We start from the raw sequence: 18,210 nt of genomic DNA on the forward strand, positions 1-18,210 counted from the left end.
TGGTTTGAATGCAAACAGTATATCCCCAAATTGTAACATCAGCGGATATGCTGAAAAGTACAATTCAATTGGAGCAGCTCGTTGAAAAGCTGAAAAAGAATAATACAAAGGTAGCAGCCATTACAAACAGCAAGTTGTATGGTGTGTTGCCTTTTTGGCATACGCTCATAAAAAATCAAATCCAACCCGTTATCGGTCTAACTTTAAAAGTCCAGTTAGACTACAGTCCGGTATCAATAGTTCTATATGCGGAAAATAACAAAGGTTATGAGAATATCTTGAAAATTTCAAGTGGTATGGAAACAAGAGAGCTAGATTTACTTCCAAAAAAGTGGCTTCATGCCTATAAAGAAGGAATCATAGCCGTTTATAAAGCAGATTTGTTATTTTCCAAGGATTCTCTTGAGGAACTGAAATCTATATTTACTCCAACCTATTTGTTTGTTGGCGTAGAACGACCGAGCGGCATTGAAACAGAGGAAGAGAAAGCGATTAGAAAAACCTGTGGAGAGGAAAATATTAAGCTTACTGCTTATCATGAATGTCGCTATGTTGAGAAGGATGATGCCTTTGCCTTTGAAGTTTTAAATGCGATGGATCAGTCCGTAAAAATGTCTGATTTTCAAAGGAAAAAACCTCAGCCTGATTCTCATTTGCTTTCCCATGAGGAGTGGCAGGAATGGTTTACAGACGTGCCTGAATGGCTGTCGAACACAAAATTAATGCTAGAGCGATGTATGGTTGTTTTTGATAAAAAGAAGCATATAATGCCGAAGTATCCATTGCCGGCTGAGATTACAGCTAAGGATTACTTAACTCTCCAATGTGAGGAGGGACTGAAAGCTCGTATTCCTCATTACACCCATGACTACACAGAAAGACTACACTATGAGTTAGACGTCATTAGTCAAATGCAATATGAGGATTATTTCTTAATAGTTCAAGATTTTATGAAATTTGCAAGGCAGTCAAATATTCTAACCGGACCGGGAAGGGGTTCCTCCGCCAGCTCTCTTGTAGCTTACACATTGTATATTACGGATGTAGATCCTCTTCCATATGGACTTCTATTTGAACGCTTTTTAAACCCAGAACGTATTACTATGCCTGATATTGACATTGACTTTGCTGACTCGAAAAGAATGGACGTTGTTCGCTATGTAGCAGAAAAGTATGGTCAAAACTATGTTTCTCAAATTATTACATTTGGTACGTTATCCGCCAAAGCAGCTGCTCGTGAAGTAGCGAGAGTGTTTGGCTTTGAATCCAGTACATTAGAGGCAATCTCCTCGTTTATCCCTTCAAAGCTAGGAATCACCTTAAAAGAGGCTTATGATCAATCATCAAAATTACGTGAGTTCATCCAAACAGAAAATATACGAAAAAAATGGTTTGATGTTGCATTGAAATTAGAAGGATTACCTAGAAATGCTTCCACGCATGCAGCTGGAGTTGTGTTGTCACCAGTTCCTCTTGTGGACATTGTTCCTATACAAAAAGGGCATGAGGATATCTACCTTACTCAATGGCCAATGAAGGAAGTAGAGGAAAAGGGTCTGTTAAAAATGGACTTTTTAGGTTTAAGAAATTTGACCATTATGGAGCGAATCCTAAATTCCATTCATTATAAAAAACAGAGCTTTTCTTTGAAGGAAATACCGTTCAATGATGAGCAAACGTTCCGCTTATTGCAAAAAGGAGATACAACAGGAGTGTTCCAATTGGAATCGAGTGGTATGAGGAGTGCACTAAAGCAAATTAAACCAACTAGATTTGAGGATATTGTGGCAGTGAATGCCTTGTACCGTCCAGGCCCAATGGAAAGTATTCCTCTGTATGCTAAGCGTAAGCTTGGGCATGTGCCAGTCACTTATGAGCACCCTGTTTTAGAGCCAATACTGAAAGAAACATATGGTATTATTGTTTATCAAGAGCAAATTATGCAGATTGCCTCTCAAATGGCAGGCTTTACATTCGGTGAAGCTGATTTGCTCCGTAGGGCAGTTAGTAAAAAAATCCGTGAAGTATTGGAAAAGGAGCGCAGCCACTTTGTTCATAAGGCAAAACAGCTTGGACATCAAGAGCAGGCTGCCACCTCTGTTTATGATTTAATCGTCCGTTTTGCAGATTATGGCTTCCCTAAAAGTCACGCAGTTGCTTATAGTGTAATCTCTTATCAAATGGCCTATTTAAAGGCCCACTATCCTTTAGAATTTTATGGTGCTCTATTAAGTACTGCTATAGGCAATCAGGACAAGATCAATCAGTTAGTGCTAGAAATGAAGCAAAAGCAAATTTCGGTATTACCACCATCAATTTTTAAAAGTCAATCAACCTTTACGGTGGAGCAAAATGGTATTCGTTTTGGCTTACAGGCAGTGAAGGGAATATCTTATCCTTTCACTCAAAAGCTACTACAGCAAAGACAAAGAAGATCTGCTAAGTGGGAAGATATTTTTGACTTAGCTACTGATTTATCAGCCGTTTTTTTTACACGTAAAAATATAGAGCCACTTGTGAAGGCTGGAGCATTGGATGATTTCGGAGTAGAGCGTTCCACATTATTGGCTACTATTGATGCCGCAGTAAAATATGCAGAGCTTGTCAGTCCTACTGAGGAAACAGATTTATTTGAAGGAGACTCATCACCTTTTGGCAAATCTAAATATATTAAAACGGATCCATTACCAGTAATGCTAAAGCTTCAGTTTGAGAAGGAAGTACTTGGCCAATATTTCTCAGAGCATCCTACGGTCTCCAAGAAAAAAACAAACGACAAGGCGCAGCATATATGGGATATAATGCAATCCTCTAAGGACTCCTTTGTACATGCTATTGGAATGATACAAGAAATTAGAAGAATTCGGACTAAAAAAGGAGAGGCAATGGCCTTTGTCACAATTCAGGATGACACTGGAAACATTTCAGTAACTCTTTTTCCGGAGGAATACGCTAAGTTTAACGCAATTTTAAAAGAACAAGCCATCATTTTGGTGGAGGGCAAGAGAGAGAGCAGAAATAATAGAGTTCAGGTTATCGCTAAAAATATTACACTCTACTAAACGAACCAACAGTCTTTATGCATTATTACAGACTATAGACAAAGATAATGAGAGTACAATCTCTCGATTATCTTTGTCTTTTTTATTTAAGTGAATCCTTAGCTTAGCTAGCATTTATGATTAGTTTTTAATGTTAAGCTACTAAACTCATGTGAAAAATTACAAAGCAGGATATGAACTTAAAAACTTGAATACTTATACGTCACAAATTAAGCAAAATTTATAAAAAAAGTTGGTATAGCTTCTAATTCAGAAAATTCCAGAAGAAATGACTTTCTTATAAAAAATAGACAGTACATTGTTACATATGCAATTTTTCCTTTACGTTTAAGAAAAATTTATGTATCCTATTATTTATAAGTGGTCTGACCACTTTGTAATTAATGGAAGAGTGATGGTGGATGGATTCAAATAATAACTCTAGAAAAATGTTTTCAGAAATTGTAAAACAGTTGAGGCAGTTAATCCACGATGAAAAAATTCCTATAGGTGGTAAATTGCCATCTGAACGAGAATTAGCAGAAAGGCTTCAAGTTGGTAGGTCTTCAGTAAGAGAAGCATTAAGAAGCCTAGAGCTACTTGGTTTAATAGAAACGAGAAGAGGCGAAGGGACCTTTCTTTCAGATTATCGAAAGCATCAATTAGTTGAGTTGTTATCCACTTTCATCTTGCCAGAATCCAAATCAAAGGAAGATGTACACACAACTAGAGCATCGCTCGAAAAAGATGCTATTAGACAGGTCTGCCATTCGGATAAACTTCATAAACTATTAATTTGGGATGCATTTATCGAAAAGTTACTAAAGGAAGAAGTGCTTAGGGAAGATATTATTAGAGAAATTTTAATCATTTCGAATAATCGCCTTGGCTTAAAAATATGGTTTTTATTGAAACAATACGGTGGAGAGCCTTATCGTAGCTACATGACTTTAGAAGAGAAAGGAATATGGACTCTACTGCTAGAATGTATAAAGCTAGGAGATGAGCAAAAAGGAATTTCTCTTTTTGAGGATTGGCTATTGTTACTAAACAGGGGAGATGTTTAAATGAGCATTCGAGATATATTTAGAAAGAATCAGAAAAGAAAATATGCCACGATACCATCGGAGAAGGCAAAAAATGATGTTCCAGAAGGAATAATGGTTAAATGTCCTGAGTGTAGAAAGAATGTGTTTACAAAGGACTTGATGAAAAATCTAAAAGTTTGTCCTTCCTGTGATCATCATATGAAAATGACAGCTCAAGAACGAATTGAAATTTTTCTAGATGAAGACACATTTGTATCAATGGATGACCATCTAGAAACGGTTAACCCTTTAAATTTTCCAGGCTACACAGAAAAGGTAAAATCAGATTCCAATAAGACGGGACTAAACGAGGCTGTCTTAACCGGTGTCGGAAAGCTACAAGGACAAACGATAGTTGTTGCTGTGATGGACTCTCACTTTAGAATGGGCTCCATGGGGTCAGTGGTAGGAGAAAAGATTACAAGAGCTGTTGAAAAAGCTACAGAGCTAAAAGTTCCTTTCATTATTTACACAGCAAGCGGTGGAGCAAGAATGCAGGAAGGTGTACTATCCTTAATGCAAATGGCGAAGACGTCTGTCGCTTTGCGTAGACATAGTGATCATGGATTATTATATATATCTATCTTAACTCATCCAACTACCGGGGGGGTTTCAGCGAGCTTTGCTTCAGTAGGAGATATAAACTTGGCTGAACCAAAGGCTTTGATAGGCTTTGCTGGAAGAAGAGTCATTGAACAAACAGTTAGAGAAAAGCTTCCGGAAGATTTCCAAACTGCCGAATTTTTAATGGATCATGGTCAGCTTGATGCAGTAGTCCATCGAAAGCAAATGAGAGATACAGTAGCGAATTTAGTTAATCTACACATGCAGAAGGAGGTTATCACATGGTAAAGGTACTTCCGTTTGAGGAGCCAATTGTTCAGTTAAAAAGTAAAATTGAAGAGATTAAAGATTATACTGCGACTGCAGAGGTAGATATGTCTACTGAGATAGAGAATCTTGAAGAACGTCTCAGAAAGCTGGAAATAGAGATCTATGAGAACATGGAGCCTTGGGACAGAGTACAGGTTGCTCGTCACCCAAGTCGACCTACTACAAGTGATTATATACAGCAAATATTTACGGATTTCATCGAGCTGCATGGTGATCGCTCATACGGTGATGACGCGGCGATTATTGGAGGCATTGCGTTATTGAATGGGAATCCCATCACAGTTATTGGACACCAACGTGGCCATGATACGAAAGAAAATATTAAAAGAAATTTTGGAATGCCCCATCCGGAAGGATATCGAAAAGCTTTACGTTTAATGAAGCAAGCGGAAAAATTTAATCGACCTATCATTTGCCTTATTGATACAAAAGGTGCCTATCCAGGCAAGGCGGCAGAAGAAAGAGGTCAAAGTGAAGCTATTGCAAGAAACTTAGTAGAAATGGCCGGTTTAAAAGTGCCGGTTATTAGCATCGTTATTGGTGAAGGTGGTAGCGGCGGAGCATTGGCTTTAGGCGTTGCGAATCATATCCATATGCTTGAAAACTCTACGTATTCAGTTATATCTCCTGAGGGAGCAGCATCAATTCTTTGGAAAGATTCTTCACTATCCAAGCAGGCTGCAGAGGCTATGAAAATTACTGCCCCGGATTTAAAACAAATGAACATCATTGACACAATCATAAAAGAAATACATGGTGGTGCTCATAAGGATTTAGAGACACAAGCTCAGTACATGAAGGAAGCTATTATTCAATCTCTTCGAGAACTTTCGAAGCTATCTCCAACTGAATTAGTAGATGCAAGGTACAATAAATTTAAACAAATTGGTAAGTACAAAGAAAATGTGTCTAACTAGACGCATTTTTTTTGAAAGCATTTCGTGTTAAGCTTATAGTAAATATAGCTAGGTTGGAGGGATTAATGTGAAGCGTATAGGTGTATTGACAAGTGGTGGAGATGCTCCGGGCATGAATGCTGCTATTCGTGCAGTCGTAAGAAAAGCTATTTATGAAGGGGTAGAAGTTGTTGGTATTTTACATGGATACCAAGGATTGATCGAGGGGAAGATGGAAAAGCTTGATTTAGGCTCCGTAGGTGATATTATCCAACGTGGAGGAACAAAACTGTATTCTGCTAGGTGTCCAGAATTTCGTACAGAGGAAGGACAACAAAAAGCTATTGAACAGCTAAAGGCAAATAATATCGATGGCCTTGTTATTATTGGAGGAGATGGCTCTTATAGAGGTTCGATGACCTTGACTAAGAACGGTTTCCCATGTGTCGGAATTCCAGGGACAATTGATAATGATATTCCTGGCACAGATTATACATTAGGTTTTGATACTGCCCTTAACACAGTCATTGAATGTATAGATAAAATTCGAGATACCGCAACTTCTCACGATCGTACTTTTATCATTGAAGTTATGGGAAGAGATGCTGGTGATTTAGCTTTATGGGCAGGGCTTGCGGGCGGTGCAGAAACTATAATTGTGCCCGAAGTAGAGATGAAAATAGAAGAAGTAGTGGAACGTTTAGAAAGCGGAACTGCACGTGGGAAAAAACACAGTATTATCGTAGTAGCAGAAGGAGTCATGAGTGGACAAGATTTTGCTCTAAAACTTAAGGAACATGCTAATATTGAGACGAGAGTTTCTGTTCTCGGTCATATTCAGCGTGGAGGTTCTCCTACGGGAAGAGACCGTGTCCTTGCGAGTTTATTTGGAGCGAAGGCCGTTGAGGTTTTAATGGCAGGTCATGGAGGACGTGCAATTGGAATCCAAAATCATCAAGTGATAGACTATGATATGACGGAAGCATTTGAAAAGACAGAGGTTTTTGATCAAAAGATGTATCAATTATCTAAAGAGTTATCTATCTAAACAGACTACATAATTTCAGCAATAGGAAGGATAAGATTATGAGAAAAACTAAAATAGTATGTACTATCGGTCCCGCAAGTGAATCAGAGGAAACTTTAGAAAAGTTAATTGAGGCAGGAATGAACGTTGCCCGTTTAAACTTTTCTCATGGTAGTCATGAAGAACATGCCGGAAGAATCGAACGCATCAAAAAAGTATCTAAAAAGCTAGGTAAAATAGTTGGGATATTATTGGATACAAAAGGTCCAGAAATTAGAACTCATAAGATGGAAGGTGACGCTATCGAATTAGTCACTGGTCAGTCTATTGATATTTCTATGACGGAAGTGTTAGGTAACACAGAGCGTTTTTCTATTTCCTACGAAAAGTTAATAGAAGATGTACAGGAAGGCTCTATTATATTATTGGATGATGGACTAATCGAGCTAGTTGTTCAGGGAATTGATTCGGAAAATGGAATCATTCATACGTATGTTCAAAATGCTGGAACATTGAAAAACAATAAAGGTGTGAATGTACCAGGAGTCTCTGTGCAATTACCAGGTATTACAGAAAAAGACGCAAAAGATATTCTTTTTGGTATCGAGCAGGATGTAGATTTCATCGCCGCTTCTTTTGTTAGAAGAGCAAAAGATGTACTGGAAATCAGAGAATTATTAGAGAATAACAATGGATCTCACATTCAAATCATCCCTAAAATTGAAAACCAAGAAGGCGTAGATAATATTGATGAAATTATTGAAGTATCTGATGGGTTAATGGTTGCAAGGGGAGACCTTGGAGTAGAAATTCCTGCTGAGGAAGTTCCTTTAGTTCAAAAATCTCTTATCCAAAAATGTAATGAAGCAGGAAAACCAGTTATTACGGCGACTCAAATGTTGGACTCTATGCAAAGAAACCCGAGACCAACTCGTGCAGAAGCAAGTGACGTAGCAAATGCGATTTTAGATGGAACAGATGCCATCATGCTTTCTGGTGAGACAGCAGCAGGCCTTTACCCACTAGAGGCGGTTCAGACAATGGATAAAATTGCAAGACATACAGAAAATGCAGTAGATTATAGAGCGAATGTTACTAAGTTGAGTAAGGCTCGCGATGTAAACCTAACGGATGCTATAGGCCAAGCAGTTGCTCATACTGCTATCAATTTAAAGGTGAAGGCAGTTATAGCTCCTACAGAAAGTGGACATACTGCTAAAATGATTTCTAAATTTAGACCAGGGGTTCCTATTATAGCTGTAACTTCAACTGTGAAACCTTCTAGAATGCTTACACTAGTATGGGGAGTTTATCCTATTGTTGGTAAAAAAGCTTCCTCAACAGATGAAGTGTTAGAGATTGCTGTAGAAGAAAGTATTCTGCAACATTATGTAACTCATGGTGACCTAGTTGTTATCACTGCTGGTGTTCCAGTAGGCCAAGCTGGAACTACTAATTTAATGAAAGTTCATGTTATTGGTGATATGGTCGCTAAAGGTCAAGGTATTGGTAAGAAAACTGCCTTTGGTAAAGCAATTGTTGTTCAAAATGCAAAAGAACTAGAAGGCCAAGATACGAGCGAAAGTATTATCGTAACGATAGGTTCTGATAAGGATATGGTTCCTGCTATCGAAAATTGTAGAGGATTAATCACAGAAGAGGGTGGCTTAACTAGCCATGCTGCTGTGGTTGGCTTAAGCTTTGGAATCCCTGTAGTTGTTGGTGTTGCCGACGCGACTAAACTTATTGAAAATGGTCAAGAACTAACGCTTGATGCTGAAAGTGGAGTTATTTATAACGGTCAAGCAAGTATTATTTAAAACCTAAACAAGTGCCTCACATAAAGTGGGGCACTTGTTTTATAATTAGTATAGAAGAGAGGAAGGTGACTGTATGAAATGGATTATAGGCTTATTTGTGGTAGTTCCTGCAATTGAGTTATATATATTACTTTTAGCTGGGAAGTCTATTGGAGCATTTAACACCTTACTATTGATCATTGCCACTGGAGTTATTGGTGGTTTTGTAGCCAAAAGACAAGGTATGAAAGCATTCAGGGAGGTTTCTGATAGTGTTAAAAACTATCAAGCACCAGGCGAATCAGCTATAAATGGAATCAGCATTTTTTTAGGAGCAATATTAGTTGTACTTCCAGGGTTTATATCAGATATCCTTGGTTTTTTGCTGCTGTTCTCACCAACAAGAAAATTATTTAAGCCTCTTTTTTATAGATGGATTCGTAAGAAAATGAAAAAAAATCAAATTATCGTGATGAAGTCTTCATAGAACCTCCCCATTTGTTTGCGATTAAATAAATAAAGGGACTAAACAGGATGCCAATAAAGCCGAAAATTAATATTGCCGCTGCACTTAAGAAAAAAACATGAACTGCTTTTATTTGCATGGAGGCCGACCAAAGGAAATTATCTACGATATGTCTAGTCAGCTGAACAAAAATATAAAGCAATAAAATTATACTGCCAAACAGTTTAGCATCCAGTAAAAAGAAGTAAATAGCCATAGGTATTAAAATAATACCTGTCCCGAGAAATGGTATGCTATCGACTAAAGATATTAAAAAAGCATTTTTTATAGGGTTATGTAAGCCAAGTACACTGAAGCCAGTGGCAAGTAGCACAAAAGTTAGAAGTAAAAGCTTCACTTCCACACCTAAAAAGCTATTAACGACTTCCGAAGACTTAATCACTGTTTTATGAAAAAAATCTCTCGTTTTTATTGGAAAATAGATTAGAAACCAAAGTCTGTCCTTCGTTGACTCATATAAAGAAAAAAAAAGCCCGATACTAAAGAGAAGTATTTCGAAAATATAAGTTGGTAGATGCGTTAGATTAATCAATAAATTATTTAAAATAGTGTCTAGCAACTCTTGAAGCTTATCTTCAAACATAAGAAAAATTGGATGATTTTGTAAATCATCGAATGGTAAGTATAAAAGATGTTCATGAATTAGCGGGATTAGTGTAACCAAAGATTGGAAAATAAAGAATACAAACAACAGAAAACTACTTAATATAATTATCTCTGTTAACAATACACTCACGAAAATTGGAAGTTTAAGCTTTTTATGAAAGAAATTAGATGTTGGGAAAAGCAAGTATCCACACAAAATAGATAACGTTAATGGGTACGCTATAAAAAGGATTAGCAGAATGACTCCTATAGGTATCCAGTAAGATATAATATCTTTCTTGTTCATTTGAAAAGTAACGAGTTTCATCCATTCTTTTATTAGGATAATTTAATTGAAAAGTTATTTTTTAATAATTTTAAGCGTTTTCATTCACAAAATAGCCAAAATTGATTATAATACGAGAGTAAGCATTTTGAAGGTACATATTAAATGCAGGTAAATCTCCATATTACGAGATAGGTAGATGGATAAATTTTACTGTAGAAGGGGAGATAACAAATGACGTCAACTCGTGGTTTAGAAGGAATCGTAGCGACTCAGTCATCGATTAGCTCTATTATAGATGACACACTTACATACGTCGGCTATGATATCGATGATTTAACGAATAATGCAAGTTTTGAAGAGGTTGTATACCTACTTTGGCACAAACGTCTGCCAAATGCTTCTGAACTAGCAGAATTAAAGCAACAATTGGCTGATAACATGGCAGTTCCTCAAGAAGTTTTGAATCATTTCAAGACTTATCCAATTGATAAAGTTCACCCAATGTCAGCACTAAGAACGGCTGTATCTATGCTAGCATTATATGATGATGCTGCTGAGGATATGTCCGAAGAAGCAAACTACCTAAAAGCTATTCAATTACAAGCTAAAATGTCTACATTAGTAACTGCATTTTCTCGTGTACGTAAAGGATTAGAGCCGGTAGCTCCTAAAACAGATTTAGGCTATGCTGCTAACTTCTTGTACATGCTTTCAGGTGAAATGCCAGAAGAAATTGAAGTTGAAGCTTTCAACAAAGCTTTAGTACTTCATGCAGATCATGAGTTAAATGCTTCTACATTTACTGCACGTGTTTGTGTAGCAACCTTGTCTGATATCTACTCAGGAGTTGTTTCAGCTATCGGAGCTCTTAAAGGGCCACTTCACGGTGGAGCTAATGAGCAAGTGATGAAAATGCTAACTGAAATTGATACTCTAGATAACGTTGATAGCTATATCCAAGATAAATTAGATAACAAAGTTAAAATTATGGGCTTTGGTCACCGTGTATATAGAAAAGGAGATCCACGTGCAAAACACTTACGTGAAATGTCTCAAAAACTTACAACACTTCGTGGTGAATCTAAACTTTATGATATGTCAGTACGTATTGAAGAAATCGTTACTGGTCAAAAGAACTTACCACCAAATGTAGATTTCTATTCTGCATCTGTATACCATTCATTAAATATTGACCATGATTTATTCACACCTATTTTTGCAGTTTCACGCGTTTCTGGATGGGTAGCTCATATTCTTGAGCAATATTCGGACAACCGATTAATTCGTCCTCGTGCAGAATATGTTGGACCAGGAATGCAAAAATATATTCCAATTGAAGAACGATAATATTAATTGTTTGTAAAAGATTAGGGCTAAACACTCCTGTGTTATTGGCCCTATGATTATGATAGTAGGAGGAAATATACATGACATCTGGTAAAATTACAGTAGAAAACGGTGTACTTAACGTACCAAACACAGCAATCATTCCATTTATTGAAGGTGACGGAACTGGTCCTGATATTTGGGCAGCAGCTTCACGTGTATTAGAATCAGCAGTAGAAAAAGCTTATAACGGAGAAAAGAAAATTGAGTGGAAAGAAGTTCTTGCTGGACAAAAAGCATTTGACCAAACTGGTGAATGGTTACCTCAAGAAACTTTAGATGTTATCAATGAGTACCTAATCGCTATTAAAGGTCCTTTAACTACACCAATTGGTGGAGGAATCCGTTCATTAAATGTGGCACTTCGCCAAGAACTAGATCTATATACTTGCCTACGCCCAGTTCGTTATTTCACTGGTGTTCCATCTCCAGTTAAACGTCCTGAAGATACAGATATGGTTATTTTCCGTGAAAATACAGAAGATATCTATGCTGGTATCGAATATGCAAAAGGTACAGACAATGCGAAGAAACTAATCGACTTCTTACAAACAGAGTTTGGTGTTAAGAACATCCGTTTCCCAGAAACTTCTGGTATCGGTATTAAACCAATTTCTGAAGAAGGTACTAAACGTTTAGTGCGTGCTGCATTAAATTACATCATTAAAGAAGGTCGCACTTCTTTAACATTAGTACACAAAGGTAACATCATGAAGTTTACTGAAGGAGCTTTCAAAAACTGGGGCTATGAAGTAGCTGAACAAGAGTTTGGTGACAAAGTATTTACTTGGAACCAATACGACAAAATTAAAGAAGAACAAGGTACTGAAGCAGCTGATAAAGCTCAATCTGAAGCACTTGCAGCTGGTAAAATCTTAGTTAAAGATTCAATCGCTGATATCTTCTTACAACAAATTTTAACTCGTCCAAAAGAGTTTGATGTAGTGGCAACTATGAACTTAAATGGGGATTATATCTCTGATGCACTTGCTGCACAAGTTGGTGGTATTGGTATCGCTCCAGGAGCTAACATCAACTACGTAACTGGACATGCTATTTTTGAAGCTACTCATGGTACAGCTCCAAAATATGCAGGTTTAGATAAAGTTAACCCATCTTCAGTAATCCTTTCAGGTGTATTAATGCTTGAGCACCTTGGCTGGAACGAAGCTGCTAAACTTATCATGGACTCAATGGAAAAAACAATTGAATCTAAAGTTGTAACATATGACTTTGCTCGTCTAATGGATGGTGCTAAAGAAGTTAAATGTTCGGAGTTTGCTGACGAATTGATTAAAAATCTTTAATCTGTAGTAATGAAATTTGGTTTAACAAGAGAGAGGATTCTATCCTCTCTTTTCTAATTTGGACAAAAGGAGAGTTACGACATGACAATGAAACGTAATAAAATCTCAGTTATTGGTGCCGGATTCACTGGAGCTACTACAGCATTTTTACTAGCTCAAAAAGAACTAGGAGACATCGTGTTAGTCGATATTCCTCAAGCTGAAAACCCTACTAAAGGAAAAGCGTTGGATATGGCAGAAGCTGGCCCTGTCCAAGGGTTCGACGCTAATATTATTGGAACTTCCAACTATGAGGATACAAAAGACTCCGATTTAGTTATTATTACAGCTGGTATTGCACGTAAACCAGGGATGAGCCGTGACGATTTAGTTCAGACAAACCAAAAAGTAATGAAAGGTGTCACAGGTGAGATTGTTAAATATTCGCCTAACACAACAGTTCTAGTGTTAACTAACCCAGTAGATGCAATGACGTATACTGTTTTCAAAGAATCAGGATTACCTAAAGAAAGAGTTATTGGTCAATCAGGAGTGCTTGATACTGCACGTTTCCGAACTTTTGTTGCTCAGGAGTTGAATCTATCTGTTAAAGATGTGACCGGCTTTGTACTTGGTGGCCACGGAGATGACATGGTTCCTCTTGTAAGATACTCCTATGCTGGAGGTATTCCCTTGGAAAATCTAATCGATGCAGAGCGCTTAGAAGCGATTGTAGATCGCACTCGTAAAGGTGGCGCAGAAATTGTTAACCTTTTAGGGAACGGTTCTGCATACTATGCACCAGCTGCTTCCCTAGTAGAAATGGCAGAGGCTATCTTAAAAGATCAAAAACGTGTTCTTCCTTCTATCGCATATTTAGAGGGCGAGTATGGAATGGAAGGAATATATCTTGGAGTGCCAACTGTACTTGGAGCAGGCGGTATCGAAAAAATTATTGAGTTGGAGTTAACAGAAGAAGAAACGACTTTGTTAAACAAATCTGCTGATACTGTAAAAGCTGTCATGAAGATTTTAAGTGAATAATCATAGCAAAAACGAGCGAGATTAAATTCTCGCTCGTTTTTGTGGCTATAAGATATGAAACATTTAACTCGTCAAAACGTCCATTAAGGGAAATCAATTACATACTTTACTTATGATTATTAAAGTAGGCAGTACAGTGTATTGCGCAAAACTAAGAGTTATTGATAAGATAGAGTTAGACTAAGTATAGGGGGATGAATAATAATTGTTAGGTAAAACGTATAAAATTGGAAAGAGTATTGAAGACTTGTCTATAGGAGAAAAATTATCTATAACCGAGAAGATGGAGGATAAGGATTTATTATTATATTTGGGATTGACGAATGATAATAATCCTCTATATATTCAACATGATTTTGCTTCTAAAACAGTATTTGAAAAACCAATTGTACCAACAATTATGTTAACTGGCATTGTGACTTCTGCCATTTCCAAGTATCTTCCTGGTCCGGGTTCTCATGTGAATAAGCAAGAGTTAATTTTTCCTGTACCAACCTATCATTATTCTTTAATAACTTTTACGTTTGTAATAACAGAAGTCAATGTACATAAAAATGAAATTATTATAGAAGTAGAAGGAAAAAATGAGGAAAATGCAATAGTGATGAATGGTATTCTTCATGTGACACCACCTGCTTATCGTTTCTGAAAAACTATAATAACTTCCTATTTAGTTGCAGATTTGGAATGGGGGTTTCAAATCGACTATGGAGGCCAAAATAATGAAAAAAGTATTAGTTGTAGATGATGAGAGTTCAATCGTAACATTATTAAAATATAATTTGGAAGAAGCAGGTTTTCATGTTATAACTGCTTCAGATGGGCAGGAAGGCTTAAACCTTGCCATAGAAGAACAGCCTGATGTCATTTTGTTGGACTGGATGCTACCGCGTTTAGATGGTATGGAAGTGTGTAAGGAGCTACGATTAAAAAAAATCCAGACACCGATTATAATGCTTACAGCAAAAGGAGAAGAGTTTGATAAGGTGCTTGGTCTAGAGCTAGGTGCAGATGACTATATGACAAAACCTTTTAGCCCTAGAGAGGTTACAGCTAGAGTTAAGGCTATGATACGCAGAAGTGTATTAACGTCAGAGCATCAAAAGAAAAATTCCGATGAAAGATATATATTTGGTGGACTGCAAGTATTTCCTGAACGCTTCGAAGTGATCATGAATGATAAGCAGTTGGAATTTACTCCAAAGGAATTCGAACTACTTGTTTACTTAATCGAAAACAAAAATAGAGTGCTTACCCGAGATCAGCTATTAAGCTCTGTTTGGAATTATGATTTTGCTGGAGATACTCGAATCGTAGATGTCCACATTAGTCATTTGAGAGATAAAATAGAAGAAAACAGCCGAAAACCGATTTACATTAAAACTATTAGAGGTCTTGGATATAAATTTGAGGAGCCTAAAAAAGTATGAGCTTTCACAATAGAATATTTCGTACCTATTCTATTTTAATTGGACTTATTCTAGTTGGAATAGGTCTAGCTCTTGCTCAAATCTTTCCTATTTTCATTGAACGTACTACGAGTACAAGCATTGATGGAAAAATAAACGATATTGAAAACTATCTAAGTAGTACGCAGCTTTCTATAGAACAAAGGCAAGAAGTCGTCGAGATACTTGATGCTTCATTGCTAGAAGACAATGTCAATTTTTTTCAAGGTACCTTATGGTTAGTGTTGGCAACAATTTTAATAATTGCATTTCTTATTGCTTTACTTATCGGCTTTAATATCTTAAAGAGGTATGCACAGCCTGTTGAACATTTAACTGAAACAGCTATGGAGCTAGCAAGAGGTAATTATCGTATTAGAGCTTTCGAGGATAACAGTTCAGGTATGTCAAAATTAACGAAATCAATCAATATTCTTGCAAGGAATCTACAGGATATTTCGATAATACGTGAAACAGAAAAAGAACGACTGAAAACACTGATTGAAAACATGGGGAGCGGTCTAATAATGATCGACCGTAGTGGGATAGTTAGTATTGTTAACCGTTCCTTTCTCAATCAACTCCAGCTTAGCTTTGAACAGGTAAATGGGAAACAATTTCGTAAAATTGGCTTGCCAGAAAAGGTTGAAGCTTTTATAGAAAAGCTATTTTTGACAGAAATGCTCAGTAAAGAACAAATTGCACTGCAACGAAATTTAAGTACTAATCATATGGTAGCATATGGGGCGCCTGTTATAGGGGAGCATGGAAGATGGCTAGGAATAGTTGTTGTGATTCATGATGTCACGGAGTTAGTGAAGCTAGAACAGGTAAGAAAAGACTTCGTTGCTAATGTTTCACACGAATTAAAAACCCCTGTAACATCTATCAAAGGGTTCTCTGAAACACTTTTATACGGTGCATATAAAAAGGAAGATACCTTACTTTCGTTTTTAGAGATAATTTATAAGGAAAGTAATCGGCTACAAATGCTTATTAATGATTTACTGGACTTATCAACTGTCGAGCAAGTTGGATACGAAATTAAGTTAAATAAAGTGAAACTTTATGATGTGCTCATTCAAAGTATTGAAATGACCAATCATTTATTAGAAGAAAAAAATATGGAATTGACCCTCTCTTTGGATGAAAAGGTAGAGGTGCTAGGAGATTCCGATCGAATTATGCAAATCATGATGAACTTATTAACAAATGCAATTACCTATTCTTCTGAGGATACCTTTATCACGATTACTATTGGTAAAGATCATAAATTTGGTTACTTTACGATTAAGGATCAAGGAATAGGTATAAAAACTGAAGAAATAGATCGTATTTTTGAACGTTTTTATCGTGTAGATCGAGCTAGGAGTCGCAACTCTGGTGGTACTGGATTAGGTCTGGCAATCGTCAAGCATATAGTTGAAGCTCATCATGGTTTGATAAAAGTTGAAAGTGAGGTAGGAAAAGGTACAGCATTCACTGTGTACATTCCACTCATGAATAGTTAATGGAGGTCATCATGAATAATCAACCCTTTATCCCTATTATAATTGGGACAGATATGAATGCTTACAATATGTCTATTTCCTTCCACGAGGAATACGGTATCAAGCCAATTTTAGTTGGGAAGGAAGAAATGTCCTTCACTAAATTGAGTAGTGTTATAGGTCATATAGAAATACACCCAAACTTATGGGACAAGTCGGAATTCGTGTCCGTTTTAACTGAAGTTGCAAAGAAATATAAAACAGCCGATAAGAAGTTATTATTAATAGGCACAAATGATTTTTATGTGCGTTTGATCATTGAAAATGCAGATGTCTTAAAAGAAATGTTTGTGTTTAATTATATGCCCGAGGATTTAATGAACAACCTTTTAGTAAAGTCTAATTTTTATAAGCTCTGTGAAGAGCATGGTATAGATACACCTAAAACGTATTTTTACTCTTGCGCTAAAAAACAACCATTTACAGAAGATGTCCTTTTCCCATTAATCATCAAGCCTAGTAATGGGGTTGAATATTATAAGCATAAATTTGTAGGGCAACAAAAAGTATATAGAGTTGAATCTCAGCAGGAATTAGATGACGTGATTCGCAAGGTAAATGAAAGTGGCTATGAGGAAGACTTAATCATCCAGGATTATATTCCTGGAGATGACACATATATGTGGGATTCTGTGTTTTATGTTAGCTCGGAGGGCAAGGCGCAGCTAAGTACACTTGCTCAAGTAGTTTTACAAGAGCACACGGTTACGGCGATTGGAAACTATACCGCACTTATTACTCGCTATGATGAAGAGTTAATGAAAAAGCTTCAACACTTCCTTGAAGCGATTGGATATGTCGGTTTTGCTAACTTCGATTTAAAATATGATGAGCGAGATGGCAAATATAAAGTATTTGAAGTTAATATTAGACAAGGTCGATCTAGCTACTATGTTACTGCACTCGGACATAACATGGCTCGATATATGGTGGATGATGTGATTTACCATAAAGAAAAACCGCTGACCCTACTAAATGAACATTACTTGTTCACAGTAGTTCCTAAAATAGTTTTAAAGAAATTCGTGGATAATCTTTCTATCCAACAGGAAATTCGTTTGCTATTAGGTGAAGGTAAGTGGGGGAACCCATTGTTTTATAAAGGGGATAAGAATTTGAAACGTAAGTTCTACCTGATGGCCCGTCAGGTGAATTATTATAAAAAATATCAAAATAATAAATGGTAAGTTAAGTTTTACAAGAAATTCACACGCCATTTACAATACTTTGATACATTTTATATAGACCCCTTTTCCAAACGAAATACTTTAAAAGGCTAGCACTAGTTGCTGGCCTTTTATTGTGTAGTATAATTCTAGTTAATTCAAACAGATTTCCGCTATAGTCGGAC

At 36.7% G+C, this 18,210-nt stretch carries 15 protein-coding genes; 14 read left to right on the top strand and 1 reads right to left on the bottom strand.

Annotated elements, in window-relative coordinates; translation table 11 throughout:
• Positions 1 to 8: 8 nt before the first annotated feature.
• The 7 genes from dnaE (at position 9) to ACQKNZ_RS08415 (ending at position 9,232) form a co-directional block, all read left to right on the top strand.
• Complete coding sequence (gene dnaE / locus ACQKNZ_RS08385) at positions 9 to 3,062, top strand: DNA polymerase III subunit alpha (protein WP_427659126.1); 3,054 nt, start codon at positions 9 to 11, stop codon at positions 3,060 to 3,062.
• Between the two features lie 401 nt (positions 3,063 to 3,463).
• Positions 3,464 to 4,108 (top strand): FadR/GntR family transcriptional regulator, encoded by a 645-nt coding sequence (locus ACQKNZ_RS08390; RefSeq protein ID WP_427659128.1) that lies wholly within the window; start codon positions 3,464 to 3,466, stop codon positions 4,106 to 4,108.
• On the top strand, positions 4,109 to 4,981 hold the full coding sequence (gene accD / locus ACQKNZ_RS08395; RefSeq protein ID WP_154310401.1) for an acetyl-CoA carboxylase, carboxyltransferase subunit beta: 873 nt from the start codon (positions 4,109 to 4,111) through the stop codon (positions 4,979 to 4,981).
• A complete protein-coding gene (gene accA / locus ACQKNZ_RS08400; protein WP_154310403.1) occupies positions 4,975 to 5,940 on the top strand; it encodes an acetyl-CoA carboxylase carboxyl transferase subunit alpha in 966 nt (321 codons plus the stop codon). Before accD ends, accA begins: the two co-directional genes overlap by 7 nt.
• Positions 5,941 to 6,007: 67 nt before the next feature.
• Positions 6,008 to 6,967 (top strand): 6-phosphofructokinase, encoded by a 960-nt coding sequence (pfkA, locus tag ACQKNZ_RS08405; protein WP_427659131.1) that lies wholly within the window; start codon positions 6,008 to 6,010, stop codon positions 6,965 to 6,967.
• Between the two features lie 38 nt (positions 6,968 to 7,005).
• The gene (pyk, locus tag ACQKNZ_RS08410) at positions 7,006 to 8,766 is read left to right on the top strand and encodes a pyruvate kinase (protein ID WP_144535405.1); all 1,761 of its coding nucleotides are present in this window, start codon (positions 7,006 to 7,008) and stop codon (positions 8,764 to 8,766) included.
• Between the two features lie 73 nt (positions 8,767 to 8,839).
• A complete protein-coding gene (locus ACQKNZ_RS08415; protein WP_144535407.1) occupies positions 8,840 to 9,232 on the top strand; it encodes an FxsA family protein in 393 nt (130 codons plus the stop codon).
• On the opposite strand, the gene ACQKNZ_RS08420 is transcribed toward ACQKNZ_RS08415, so the two are convergent.
• Positions 9,210 to 10,163, bottom strand: coding sequence for an AI-2E family transporter (locus ACQKNZ_RS08420; RefSeq protein ID WP_186318034.1), 954 nt, complete (start codon positions 10,161 to 10,163; stop codon positions 9,210 to 9,212). The two genes, ACQKNZ_RS08415 and ACQKNZ_RS08420, sit on opposite strands and share 23 nt — an antisense overlap.
• Before the next feature lie 213 nt (positions 10,164 to 10,376).
• Between ACQKNZ_RS08420 and citZ the strand changes: the two genes are divergently transcribed.
• The 7 genes from citZ to ACQKNZ_RS08455 all read left to right on the top strand — a co-directional run bounded on the left by citZ (position 10,377) and on the right by ACQKNZ_RS08455 (position 18,046).
• Positions 10,377 to 11,492 (top strand): citrate synthase, encoded by a 1,116-nt coding sequence (gene citZ / locus ACQKNZ_RS08425; RefSeq protein ID WP_144535411.1) that lies wholly within the window; start codon positions 10,377 to 10,379, stop codon positions 11,490 to 11,492.
• Between the two features lie 80 nt (positions 11,493 to 11,572).
• Complete coding sequence (gene icd / locus ACQKNZ_RS08430) at positions 11,573 to 12,838, top strand: NADP-dependent isocitrate dehydrogenase (protein WP_144535413.1); 1,266 nt, start codon at positions 11,573 to 11,575, stop codon at positions 12,836 to 12,838.
• A gap of 81 nt (positions 12,839 to 12,919) precedes the next feature.
• The gene (mdh, locus tag ACQKNZ_RS08435) at positions 12,920 to 13,861 is read left to right on the top strand and encodes a malate dehydrogenase (protein ID WP_144535415.1); all 942 of its coding nucleotides are present in this window, start codon (positions 12,920 to 12,922) and stop codon (positions 13,859 to 13,861) included.
• 205 nt (positions 13,862 to 14,066) lie between these two features.
• Positions 14,067 to 14,510, top strand: a complete 444-nt coding sequence (locus ACQKNZ_RS08440) for a MaoC/PaaZ C-terminal domain-containing protein (RefSeq protein WP_229654041.1) — start codon at positions 14,067 to 14,069, stop codon at positions 14,508 to 14,510.
• A gap of 70 nt (positions 14,511 to 14,580) precedes the next feature.
• Complete coding sequence (locus ACQKNZ_RS08445; protein WP_144537110.1) at positions 14,581 to 15,291, top strand: response regulator transcription factor; 711 nt, start codon at positions 14,581 to 14,583, stop codon at positions 15,289 to 15,291.
• A complete protein-coding gene (gene pnpS / locus ACQKNZ_RS08450; RefSeq protein WP_340863433.1) occupies positions 15,288 to 16,820 on the top strand; it encodes a two-component system histidine kinase PnpS in 1,533 nt (510 codons plus the stop codon). The genes ACQKNZ_RS08445 and pnpS overlap by 4 nt, the downstream gene beginning before the upstream one ends.
• An 11-nt stretch (positions 16,821 to 16,831) precedes the next feature.
• Entirely contained in the window at positions 16,832 to 18,046 is a 1,215-nt protein-coding gene (locus ACQKNZ_RS08455) for an ATP-grasp domain-containing protein (RefSeq protein ID WP_154310413.1), read from the top strand.
• The last annotated feature ends 164 nt before the right edge of the window (positions 18,047 to 18,210 follow it).

The sequence above is a fragment of the Psychrobacillus sp. NPDC093200 genome, assembly GCF_050280345.1.
GTDB lineage: Bacteria > Bacillota > Bacilli > Bacillales_A > Planococcaceae > Psychrobacillus > Psychrobacillus faecigallinarum.